8 protein-coding genes are annotated in these 11,492 nt (G+C 72.6%); 3 read left to right on the top strand and 5 right to left on the bottom strand.

Annotated elements, in window-relative coordinates:
• Nucleotides 1-58: 58 nt before the first annotated feature.
• The 3 genes from ffh to ftsY are packed head-to-tail and all read right to left on the bottom strand — an operon-like array spanning nucleotide 59 to nucleotide 3,083.
• Nucleotides 59-1,648, bottom strand: a complete 1,590-nt coding sequence (gene ffh, locus ACWGO8_RS16170; protein WP_452044037.1) for a signal recognition particle protein — start codon at nucleotides 1,646-1,648, stop codon at nucleotides 59-61.
• Nucleotides 1,649-1,702: 54 nt separating this feature from the next.
• Nucleotides 1,703-2,191 carry a hypothetical protein gene (locus ACWGO8_RS16165; RefSeq protein WP_452044036.1) on the bottom strand — a complete coding sequence of 163 codons (489 nt, stop codon included), beginning with the start codon at nucleotides 2,189-2,191 and terminating at the stop codon, nucleotides 1,703-1,705.
• A 16-nt stretch (nucleotides 2,192-2,207) separates the two neighbouring features.
• Nucleotides 2,208-3,083: a signal recognition particle-docking protein FtsY gene (ftsY, locus tag ACWGO8_RS16160; RefSeq protein WP_452044035.1), complete on the bottom strand. Its 876-nt coding sequence runs from the start codon at nucleotides 3,081-3,083 to the stop codon at nucleotides 2,208-2,210.
• 76 nt (nucleotides 3,084-3,159) lie between these two features.
• Between ftsY and ACWGO8_RS16155 the strand changes: the two genes are divergently transcribed.
• Together ACWGO8_RS16155 and ACWGO8_RS16150 are read left to right on the top strand one after the other, a co-directional pair.
• A complete protein-coding gene (locus ACWGO8_RS16155) occupies nucleotides 3,160-4,128 on the top strand; it encodes a TIGR03885 family FMN-dependent LLM class oxidoreductase (RefSeq protein WP_452044034.1) in 969 nt (322 codons plus the stop codon).
• Nucleotides 4,125-5,789 carry an alpha-amylase family protein gene (locus ACWGO8_RS16150; RefSeq protein ID WP_452044033.1) on the top strand — a complete coding sequence of 555 codons (1,665 nt, stop codon included), beginning with the start codon at nucleotides 4,125-4,127 and terminating at the stop codon, nucleotides 5,787-5,789. The genes ACWGO8_RS16155 and ACWGO8_RS16150 overlap by 4 nt, the downstream gene beginning before the upstream one ends.
• Nucleotides 5,790-5,819: 30 nt before the next feature.
• Here the strand turns inward: ACWGO8_RS16150 and smc are convergent, their stop codons facing one another.
• Complete coding sequence (gene smc / locus ACWGO8_RS16145; protein ID WP_452044032.1) at nucleotides 5,820-9,338, bottom strand: chromosome segregation protein SMC; 3,519 nt, start codon at nucleotides 9,336-9,338, stop codon at nucleotides 5,820-5,822.
• A gap of 164 nt (nucleotides 9,339-9,502) precedes the next feature.
• Between smc and ACWGO8_RS16140 the strand changes: the two genes are divergently transcribed.
• A complete protein-coding gene (locus ACWGO8_RS16140; protein WP_452044031.1) occupies nucleotides 9,503-10,633 on the top strand; it encodes a GNAT family N-acetyltransferase in 1,131 nt (376 codons plus the stop codon).
• Here ACWGO8_RS16140 and mutM read toward each other — a convergent pair.
• The gene (gene mutM, locus ACWGO8_RS16135; protein WP_452044030.1) at nucleotides 10,521-11,492 is read right to left on the bottom strand and encodes a bifunctional DNA-formamidopyrimidine glycosylase/DNA-(apurinic or apyrimidinic site) lyase; all 972 of its coding nucleotides are present in this window, start codon (nucleotides 11,490-11,492) and stop codon (nucleotides 10,521-10,523) included. The two genes, ACWGO8_RS16140 and mutM, sit on opposite strands and share 113 nt — an antisense overlap.

Raw genomic sequence — 11,492 nt, 5'->3', positions numbered from 1 at the left:
GCGGCATCCGCTCGGCCGACCGGCGACGGTCAGGCGAGCCGCGACCGGCCGTGGACCGTCAGCGGCCGAGGAACTTCTGCAGGGCGGCGAGCTCGTCCTCGCTCGGAGCCGCCTTCGGCGCTGCGCCGCCCGTGCCGAGTCCGAAGCCCGACCCCGTGGGAGCCGACGTCGGACCGGCCGGCGCGACGCCCGACGCGATCGCGGCGTTCTCGGCGGCGCGCTTCGCGGGGTTGCCCGACCGCGAGCCCGACGACTTCTTCTTGCCCTTCGCGGCCTGCCGCTTGCCGCCGCCGTAGGTGCCGACGCCCGGGATCGGGCCCATGCCGGGGACCTGCGGCACGCCGCCGCGTGCGACGGTCTTCATCATCTTCGCGGCCTGCTCGAACCGCTGCACGAGCTGGTTCACGTCGGTGACGGTCATGCCCGAGCCCCTCGCGATACGCAGGCGACGGGAGCCGTTGAGGAGCTTGGGGTTGCGTCGCTCGGCGACGGTCATCGACTGGATGATCGCCTCGGTGCGCACGATCTCGCGCTCGTCGAAGTTCTCGAGCTGCTGCTTCATGCCGCCCGCGCCCGGCAGCATGCCGAGCATCTTCTTGATCGAGCCGGCGCCGCGGAGCTGCTGCATCTGCTTGAGGAAGTCCTCGAGCGTGAACTGCTCGGTCGCGAGCTTCTCGGCGACCTTGATGGCCTCCTCCTCGTCGAAGGCCTGCTGGGCCTGCTCGATGAGCGTGAGGATGTCGCCGAGGTCGAGGATGCGGCTCGCCATGCGGTCGGGGTGGAACGGCTCGAAGTCGTCGAGGCCCTCGCCCGTGGACGCGAAGATGATCGGGCGGCCGGTGACGGATGCCACGCTGAGCGCGGCGCCGCCGCGTGCGTCGCCGTCGAGCTTCGAGAGCACGACGCCCGTGAAGTCCACGCCCTCCTGGAAGGCCTTCGCCGTCGTGACGGCGTCCTGGCCGATCATCGCGTCGATGACGAACAGCACCTCGTCGGGGTTCGTCGCCTTGCGGATGTTCGCGGCCTGCTTCATCATCTCGGCGTCGACGCCGAGACGGCCGGCGGTGTCGATGACGACCACGTCGTGCTGCGATCGCACGGCCTGCGCCACGGCGTCCTTCGCGACCTTGACGGGGTCGCCGACGCCGTTGCCGGGCTCGGGTGCGAAGACCGGCACGCCGGCCTGCCCGCCCACGACCTGGAGCTGGTTCACGGCGTTCGGACGCTGGAGGTCGGCCGCGACGAGCAAGGGGGTGTGGCCGTCCTTCACGAGCCATTTCGCGAGCTTGCCCGCGAGCGTGGTCTTGCCGGCGCCCTGGAGGCCCGCGAGCATGATGACCGTCGGCGGGTTCTTCGCGAACTGCAGCCGGCGCTGCTGGCCGCCGAGGATGGCGATGAGCTCGTCGTTGACGATCTGCACGACCTGCTGCGCGGGGTTCAGCGCCTTGTTGACCTCGTCGCCGAGCGCACGCTCGCGCACGTGCGCCGTGAACTGCTTGACCACGTCGAGCGAGACGTCGGCGTCGAGCAGGGCGCGACGGATCTCGCGCACGGTGCCGTCGACGTCGGCCGCCGACAGCTTGCCCTTGGTGCGGAGGTTCTTGAAGGTCTCGGCGAGGCGGTCAGACAGGTTTCCGAAGGTAGCCATGGTGCCTTCGATTGTAAGCGAGAGCGGATGCCTCCCAGCAGCACGTGCCGGCGGTCAGCCCTCGAAGCGCACGTCGACGACCTCGCGACCGATGTCGATCGCGGCGATGAGCCGCTCGTCGCTGTCGTCTGGGGCGAGCGCGTACTCGAACTCGGCGAACGGCTCGCCCGGGCCGTCGGCCTCGGGCCGCAGGTCGACGCGCAGCAGGGACAGCGATCGCAGCGCATCCACCTGCCGGTCGCCCGAATCGCGGCCGATCGCCGCCTCGATCTCCTCGGCCTGCTCGAGCTCGGGGTCCAGCAGCACGTCGAGGAACCGCATCACGGGCGTGCTCCCGGAGTCGAGCTGGCTGACGAACGCCGACCGCAGCTCGTCGTCGACGAGCTCCAGCTCGCCGACGAGCACCGCCGCGGCATCCAGGGCTGCGCTCGCCACCATCTCGTCCTCGGCCTCGAGCACCACCTCGACCCGCTGGTCGGCGTACTCGATCATCTCCGACCAGTAGTCGCCGACGACCCCGAAGTAGTCGTGCTCGGTCGCCATGATGTCCTCCCCTGCCCTAGCCGACGAGCTTCTGGGCGAACACGTGCGGCGTGAAGCCCGTGAGGTCGCCGATGCCCTCGCCCTGGCCGATGAGCTTGATCGGCAGGCCCGTCTTCTCCTGAACGGCCAGCACGAAGCCGCCCTTCGCGCTGCCGTCGAGCTTCGTGAGCACGAGGCCCGTCACGCCGCCGTGCTCGATGAACGCCTCGGCCTGCGCGAGGCCGTTCTGCCCGGTCGTCGCGTCGAGCACGAGCAGCACCTCGCTGATCGGCGCCTGCTTCTCCACGACGCGCCGGATCTTCGACAGCTCGTCCATGAGCCCGCCCTTGGTGTGCAGGCGGCCGGCCGTGTCGATGATGACGATCTCGATGCCCTCCTGCTTCGCCTTCTCGACGGTCCGGAACGCGACGGATGCCGGGTCCTGGCCCTCGCGCTCGGGACGCACGACGTCGACGCCGGCGCGGGAGGCCCATGTCGCGAGCTGGTCGACCGCGGCCGCACGGAACGTGTCCGCCGCGCCGACGACGACGCTGCGGTCGTAGCTGCGCAGGAACCGGGCGAACTTGCCGATCGTGGTGGTCTTGCCGACGCCGTTCACGCCGACGACGAGCACCACGGCCGGTCGCTCGGTGAGCTTCAGCGTGGGGTCGTACTTCGAGAGCCGCTCCTCGATGAGCTCCCGCAGCATCCGCTGCACGTCGCGCGGGTCGGTCGTGCGGTACCGCTCGACCTGGGCCTTGATCGCGTCGACGATCTCCTCGGTGACGGCCGGCCCGAAGTCCGCGCGGATCAACGCCGACTCGAGGTCGTCCCATGTGTCCTCGTCGATGGTCTTCGCGCCGAAGACCCCCCGGAGGGCCGCCCCGAGCGACCACGATGCGCGTTCTGCCATGCGATCGAGTCTATTTGCAAGGCCTTGCCGCCCCGGCACGGGCACGGAAGCGTCGAGGGTGACGGAAGGAGGGCGGATGACGATCGTGGGATTCCACGCCTCGCATGAGCAGATCGCCCCGGCGCGCCTCCTGCACGCCGTGCTGCGCGCCGAGGAGGCCGGCTTCGACGCCGCGATGTGCTCGGACCACCTCGAGCCCTGGAGCGTGCGGCAGGGCGAGTCCGGCTACGCCTGGAGCTGGCTCGGCTCGGTGCTGCAGGCGACGCTCATCCCCCTCGGCGTCGTCACGGCTCCCGGCCAGCGCTACCACCCGGCGATCACCGCCCAGGCGATCGCGACGCTCGAGTCGATGTACCCGGGCCGGTTCTGGACGGCGCTGGGCAGCGGCGAGGCGCTCAACGAGCACGTCACGGGCGACCCGTTCCCGCCGAAGGTCGAGCGCGACGAGCGCCTCCGCGAGTCGGTCGACGCGATCCGACGGCTGCTCCGCGGCGAGGAGGTGACGGCCGACGGCCACGTGCGCCTCGACCGCGCCCGCGTCTGGAGCCTGCCGCAGGTACCGCCGCCGCTGCACGTCGCGGCCGTGAGCGCGGAGACGGCGCGTTCGGGGGCCGCGTGGGCCGACGGGCTCATCACGGTCGACCAGCCCCGCGACGCGCTGCGCGAGGTCATCCGTGCCTACCGCGATGCCGGCGGGCACGGCCCCGTCGCCGTGCAGGTGCACCTCAGCTGGGCGCGCACCGACGAGGAGGCGCTCGCGATCGCGCACGACCAGTGGCGCACGGGCGTGCTCCCGGGCCCGACGATCTGGGAGATCGACCGCCCCGAGGCGTTCGACGCGGCCACGGCGGATGCCACGCCCGACGACGTCGCCCGCACGGTGCAGGTCTCGAGCGACCCCGCCCGCCACCTGGCGAAGCTGGCCGAGCTCGCCGACGTCGGCGCCGACCGGGTGTTCCTGCACCACGTCGGCACCGAGCAGGACGAGTTCATCGACGTGTTCGGCGAACAGGTCGTGCCCGAGCTGAAGGTGGCCGGACGATGAAGATCACCGATCGCAGCGACCTCTGGTGGAAGACGGCGGTGGTCTACTGCCTCGACGTCGAGAAGTACCTCGACTGGAACGACGACGGCATCGGCGACTTCGAGGGCCTCTCGCACCGGCTCGACCACCTCGCGGAGCTCGGCGTCAGCTGCCTCTGGCTCATGCCGTTCCAGCCGTCGCCCCGACGCGACGACGGCTACGACATCACCGACTTCCAGGCCGTCGACCCGCGGTACGGATCCCTCGGCGACTTCGTGGAGTTCATGCGCACCGCGAAGGACCGGGGCATGCGGGTCATCATCGACTTCGTCATGAACCACACGTCCGACCGGCATCCGTGGTTCCAGGACGCCCGCCGCAGTCGCGACTCGCGGTTCCGCGACTTCTACGTCTGGCGCGACGAGCCGCCCGCGAAGCAGCAGCAGGTCGTCTTCCCCGGCGAGGAGTCGAGCGTCTGGGAGTACGACGAGCGCACCGAGCAGTACTACCTGCACAGCTTCTACCGGCACCAGCCCGACCTGAACATCGCGAACCCGGCCGTGCGCGACGAGATCGCGAAGACCATGGGCTTCTGGCTCGAGCTCGGGGTCTCGGGGTTCCGCGTCGACGCCGTGCCCTTCCTCATCGAGCCGCCGTCCGGCGTCGACGTCGGCGATCCCCACGACTTCCTCCGGGACATCCGCCGGTTCCTGCAGCGGCGCTCGAGCGACGCGATCCTGCTCGGCGAGGTGAACCTCGACTACGCCGGGCAGCTCGACTTCTTCGGCCACGTCGATGCGCCGGCCGAGCTCACGATGCAGTTCGACTTCCCCGTCATGCAGCGCATGTACCTGTCGTTCGTCCGCGAGGACGCGACGCCGCTCGCGGAGATGCTCGCCGAGCGTCCCGAGCTGCGCATCGAGGCCCAGTGGGCGAACTTCGTGCGCAACCACGACGAGCTGACGCTCGACAAGCTGAGCGACGAGGAGCGCGAGGAGGTCTTCGACGCCTTCGCGCCCGAGGAGTCCCAGCGCATCTACGGGCGCGGCATCACGCGTCGGCTTCCCCCGATGGTGGGCGGCGATCCGCGGCGGATCGAGCTCGCCTACAGCCTCCTCTTCTCCCTGCCGGGCACGCCCGTGCTGTTCTACGGCGAGGAGATCGGCATGGGCGAGAACCCCGACCTCGGCGGGCGCATGACCGTGCGGTCGCCCATGCAGTGGTCGACCGAGGCGAACGGCGGGTTCTCGCGCGCGCCCGCGCGCAAACTCGTGGCGAAGCCGCCCACCGACGGCTACGCGCCCGAGCACGTGAACGTCGAGTCGCAGATGCACGACCCCGAGTCGCTGCTCGCCAAGATCCGCCTGTTCGCGCACCGCTTCCGCAGCTCGCCCGAGATCGGCTGGGGACGGCTCGAGCTGCTCGACGCCGGCGAACCGGCCGTGCTCGTGCATCGCCTGTCGGCCGATGTCGGCAGCTTCATCGCGGTGCACAACTTCGCATCGACGCCGGTCACCGTGCGCCTCCCGCTCGGCGACGTGACCGAGGGGGCACGGCTCTCCGACCTGCTGGCCGACACGGTCGTGCCCATCGATGATCGCGGCCGGGCCGACGTCGAGGTGGCGGCCTACGGCTACCGGTGGTTCCGCACGGTCGACTCGCGCGATCGCCGGCTCACCTGAGGCCCGCCGAGCGGATGCCGCGCGCCCGCCTCAGCTCGCCTTCGCCTCGCGCTCCTCGCGCACGCGCTGTCCCACGACGGCCGAGACGCCGTCCTGGCGCATCGAGACGCCGTAGAGCGCGTCGGCGATCTCCATCGTGCGCTTCTGGTGCGTGATCACGATGAGCTGGCTCGACTCGCGCAGGTCCTCGAGGGTCGTGAGCAGGCGCCCGAGGTTCGCGTCGTCGAGCGCGGCCTCGACCTCGTCCATGATGTAGAACGGGCTCGGGCGGGCCTTGAAGATCGCGATGAGCAGCGCGACCGCGGCCAGCGAGCGCTCGCCGCCCGAGAGCAGGGAGAGGCGCTCGATCTTCTTGCCGGCGGGCTTCACCGACACCTCGATGCCGGTCGTCAGCATGTCGTCGGGGTCGGTCAGCGCGATCCGGCCCTCGCCGCCGGGGAAGAGCACCGGGAACACCTCGGCGAACGCCGCGCGCGTGTCCTCGAACGCTCCCCGGAAGATCGACTCCATCTTGCCGTCGATCTCCTCGATGATCGTGAGGAGGTCCTTGCGGGTGTTCGCGAGGTCGGTGAGCTGCTCGGTGAGGAACTGGTGCCGCTGCTCGAGCGCCGCGAACTCCTCGAGCGCGAGCGGGTTCACGCGCCCGAGCTGGGCGAGCTTGCGCTCGGCGACGGCGAGGCGGCGCTGCTGCTCCTCGCGCACGAACGGGCGGGGCTCGGCGTCCACGGACTCGGCCGGCACCTCGGCCTCGGGGCCGTACTCGGCCACGAGCACGTCCTCGGTCAGCCCGAGCTCCGACTCGGCGCGTTCGACGAGCCCGGCGGCGTGCAGCTTCTTCTCGTAGATGCGCAGCTCCAGGCCGTGCACGTCCTCGGTCACGGCGTGCAGCCGCTCGCGCACGGCGGCCTCCTGCCGGCGCACGCGCTGCAGCTCCTCGTTGCGGCTCGCCCGCTGCGCCTCCGCCCGTCCGAGCGCCACGCGCGCCTCGGCGACCGAGGCGTCGACCGACGCGAGCACCGCGGGCAGGGACTCGGCGACCCGCGAGGCAGCCGCGAGCTGCGCACGGCGGAGCACCGCCCGCCGCGCGGCATCCGCTGCGGCCTGCTGCTCGGCCTCGAACTGGCGCTCCATGGCCCGCACCCGGGCCTCCTCGGCGCGCACGCGCTCCTTGGCGGTCTCGACCCGGAGGCGCGCCTCGACCTCGAGCTCGCGCGCACGGTCGAGCGCCGACACCGCGCCGTCCCGAGCGGTCGCATCGAGCACCGGACGCGGTACCGCGCGGGCCGCCTCGAGCGCCGCCTTCGCAGCCTCCGCGGCGCGCTCGGCCTCGGCGACGCGCTCCTGCGCGTTCGCGGCCGCCTGCTCGAGGCGCGCGGCCTCGGCGTCGGCGGCCTCGACCTGCACGCGAGCGCGGTTCAGCAGCTCGGTGCGCTGGGCGAGCTGCGCGTCATACTCGCGCAGCGCGGCGAGCGCGGCCTTCGCCTGCTCCTTCGAGCGCTCGACGAGCTCGCGCTGCTCGGCGAGCTCGAACCGGCTGCGCTCGAGCTCCGAGCGGACCTCCTCGAGGCGGGCGCCCGCGCGGTCGCGTTCGGCGATGAGCTCGATGCGGCTCTGCTCGCGGCCGGTGCCGCCGCGCACGACATAGCGGCCGACGACGGTGCCGTCCTTGGTGATCACGGTGGCGGGCCCGTCGAGTCGCGCGAGCGCGGGCTCCGCGGCGCGCGCGGCGGCGAGGTCGTCGGCGATGAGCACCTCGGCGAGCAGCGCGGTCACGCCCGCGGGGGCGGTGACGACGTCGGATGCCGCGGTGAGCCCGTCGACCGCGGTGGCCGTGCGTGGCGCGACGCCCGGGTCGGCGAGCGCGAGCGCGACGCGGCCGAGCTCGCCGCGCTCGGCGTGCTCGAGCGCGCGCCAGGCGGCGTCGCGGTCGTCGACGAGCACGGCGTCGGTGAGCGAGCCGAGCGCGGCGGCGATCGCCGCCTCGAACCCGGGCTCGACGTGCAGCGACTCCGCGAGGAGCCCACGGACGCCGTCCACGTTCGCGGCGACGAGCGCCGCCGAGCCGTCCTTCTGGTCGAGCGCGAGCGAGAGCGCGGCCGTGCGTGCGGCGAGCGCTCCCTGCTCCCGTTCGCGGGCGTGCAGCTCCTCGCGGATGCGCTCGATCTCGGCCTCGGCCTCGAACACGGCGGCCTGCGCGAGCTCGTAGGCCTCGTCGAGGTCGGTCTCGGCGTCGCCGCCCGCCTCCGCCTCCGCCTCGACGCGCGCGAGCGCGACGCCCGCGGCCTCCCGGCGCGCGGCGGCCGCCTCGAGTGCGTTGGCGTGCCGGAGCACCTCGCCGCGCACCGCGGCGAGCTTCGATGCGGCGGTGTCGGCCTGCCCGGCGAGGCCCGAGAGCTCGAGGTCGTAGGCCGTCACCTGCGCGCTCTGGCGGGCGATGCCCTGGTCGACGACGTCGAGCTCGTCGCGCGCGGTTCGGGTCGCGACCACCGCGGACTCGAGCGCGGAGGCCGCGTCGCCCACGGCGGCGGTGAAGCCGTCGAGGCCGTCGGTCGCCTCGTCGATCATTGCGCGGGTGACGCTCGGCGCGGCATCCGCCGGCTCGACCTGCGCGCCGAGCAGGGCGATGCGCTGCCTGCCGAGCGCGTCGAGCGCACGCAGTCGCTCCTGCGCCGACTCGAGCGCGTGCGTGGTGGAGCGGGCCGCGTCGACGTCGTCCCCGAGGTAGGTCGCCTCGAGCCGCTCGACCTTCGCCTGGTGCTGCTCGAGCTCCTCCTGCAGCACGAGCCGCTCGCTGTGGCGCTCGTGCTCGCTGCGGCCGTGCTCCTCGAGCGCACGGCGGAGGCCGACGACCTCGTCGGCGAGCAGGCGGGCGCGCGCGTCGCGCACGACGGCGGCGATGGTGGCCGCCTCGCGGGCCACCTCGGCCTGGCGTCCGAGCGGCTTCAGCTGGCGGCGGATCTCGCCGGCGAGGTCGCTCAGCCGCGTGAGGTTCGCCTGCATCGCGTCGAGCTTGCGGAGCGTCTTCTCCTTGCGCCGCCGGTGCTTCAGGATGCCGGCGGCCTCCTCGATGAAGCCGCGCCGGTCCTCGGCGCTCGCGTGCAGCACCGCGTCGAGCTGTCCCTGCCCCACGATGACGTGCATCTCGCGGCCGAGGCCGGAGTCGCTGAGCAGCTCCTGCACGTCGAGGAGGCGGCACGTCTCGCCGTTGATCGCGTAATCGCTCTGGCCGTTGCGGAACAGCGTGCGCGAGATCGTGACCTCGGTGTACTCGATGGGCAGCGCGCCGTCGGCGTTGTCGATCGTGAGGCTGACCTCGGCGCGGCCGAGCGGCCCGCGCGTCGCGGTGCCGGCGAAGATGACGTCCTCCATCTTGCCGCCGCGCAGGGTCTTCGCGCCCTGCTCGCCCATCACCCACGCGAGCGCGTCGACGACGTTGGACTTGCCCGAGCCGTTGGGGCCGACGATGCAGGTGACGCCCGGTTCGAACGCGAACGTCGTCGGCTGCGCGAAGGACTTGAAGCCCTTCAGCGTCAGGCTCTTGAGGTACATGCTCCCCCGGGTTCGGCTCGATGGTGCGGATGCCTCGCAGAAGCGTACCCGAGACGGGCCCTCGCGCCCCGCCGCGCGCGCCGTCACCGCCCGATCGACCCTTGCCGCCGACGCTGCGCCCGCGCTAGTCTGGGCGGCTGCCTGCGCCCAGGTGAGGAGCGATCATGAGCGTCGAGATCCGTCCGATCCGACTCCCCCACCACGCCGGCGCGGCCGATGACGCCGAGCTGGGCGCCTACGCCGCGCTCCTGCGGCGCCTCGACATCGAGGCACTGGGCACCTCCGACCTGACTCGCCGGCCCCAGGAGGTGCTGAAGGACCTGCGCCGGGCCGACTTCACGCGCTACACCGCGATCGGCGCGTTCGACGCCGATCGGCTGGTCGGCCTCGTCGAGGTGCAGTGGGAACTCGATGACGACGCCGCGACGGCGTACATCGAGATCCTGGGCGTCGAGCCCGACCGGCGACGCGCGGGCATCGGCTCGGCCTTGCTCGCCGCCGCCGAGGAGGCGTCGCGCACGGCGGGGCGCCCCACCACCGTGCTCTCGGCCGACCACCTGATCGACGCGGCCGACGCGGCCGGCCCCCGCCTCCACGCGCCGCAGGGCGACGCCGACATCGCAGCCGATGCGCCGGCGGTCCGATTCGCGCTCGCGCGCGGCTATGCGCTCGGCCAGCTGTACCGGGTGAGCGCCATGGACGTCGCAGGGCGGGGCGACGAGTTCCGACGGCTGCTCGGCGCATCGCTCGAGCAGGCATCCGACGGCTACCGCCTCGTGGCCTGGCAGGACGAGGCCCCCGACGAGCTCCTCGACTCGCTCGCGGCCGCCCACGAGCGCATGTCGACCGATCCGCCGGCGGGGGCCATCGAGTGGGGGCTCGAGCAGTGGGACGCCGCGCGCATCCGCGACGGCGAGCGCCGTGCGCGCGACGTCGGTCGCACGCACCTCAACGTCGTCGCAGTGGCCCCCGACGGCGAGGTCGCCGGATTCACCGAGCTGTCGCTGCTGCCCGACTCCGCGGCGGTCGAGCAGTGGGACACGATCGTGCTCGCTCCGCACCGGGGCCATCGCCTGGGCTTGCGGATGAAGCTCGCGAACCTCGTCGCCCTCGACGACGCCGACCCGACGCGCGAGCGCATCTACACGTGGAACGCCGACGAGAACGAGCACATGCTCGCGATCAACGTGGCGCTGGGATTCCGCCCGTTCGCGTTGGAGTCGACGTGGCAGCGGCCGGCCGCGGCATCCGGAGCCGCTGGCACCTCGGGCAGAAGTGCGACGACCGGTTCATGAAGGCCTCGCGCACCATGGGCGTGCCGCAGCGCGGGCAGGGCAGGCCGGCGCGCCCGTAGGCGTTGAGCGAGTGGGCGAAGTAGCCGGATGCCCCGTTGACGTTGACGTACTGCTCGTCGAAGCTCGTGCCGCCCTCGGCGAGCGCCTTGCCGAGCACCTCGCGTACCGCCGAGAGCAGCTCGCGGGCCCGGCGACGCGGGATGGACGAGGCGGGCTGCTCGCCGTGCAGCCGCACCGCCCACAGCGACTCGTCGGCGTAGATGTTGCCGACGCCGCTCACGAGGTTCTGGTCGAGCAGCACGCGCTTCACGCCCGACGAACGGCGCCCGAACGCGTCGAGGAAGGCGCGGTCGTCGAAGGCGGGGTCGAGCGGGTCGCGGGCGATGTGCGCGACCTGGGCGGGGATGCTGCGCGCCCACGGTCCGGTCACGCCCGCCGAGAACCCGGCGATCTCGCCGTCGGCCGTGGGCACGAGGCGGTCGACCGCGAGCGAGCCGAACGTGCGCTGGTCGACGAAGTCGACGCGCAGCTCGCCGTGCTCGGGATGCTCGAGGTGCAGCCGGATGCGGGCATGCCGGTCGTCGCCCGGGTGGTCGGGCGTGCGCAGCAGCAGCTGGCCGCTCATGCCGAGATGCCCGACGATCGCACGGTCGGGCGAGATCGGCAGCCAGAGGAACTTGCCGCGTCGCACGGCGGCCTCGATGCGGGCGCCCGTGAGGATCGCCTCGAAGTCGCCGGATGCAGCGTCGTGCCGGGTCAGCGAACGCGTGTCGAGTACGTCGACGGCGGCGATGCGCGCGCCGGTGACCGCGGGTGCGAGTCCGGCGCGGACGACCTCGACCTCGGGAAGCTCGGGCAC

The sequence above is a fragment of the Agromyces sp. NPDC055661 genome (genome assembly GCF_053618135.1).
The sequence above is the reverse complement of the archived record's forward strand: the minus strand, read 5'-3'. Positions and strand labels throughout refer to the sequence as shown.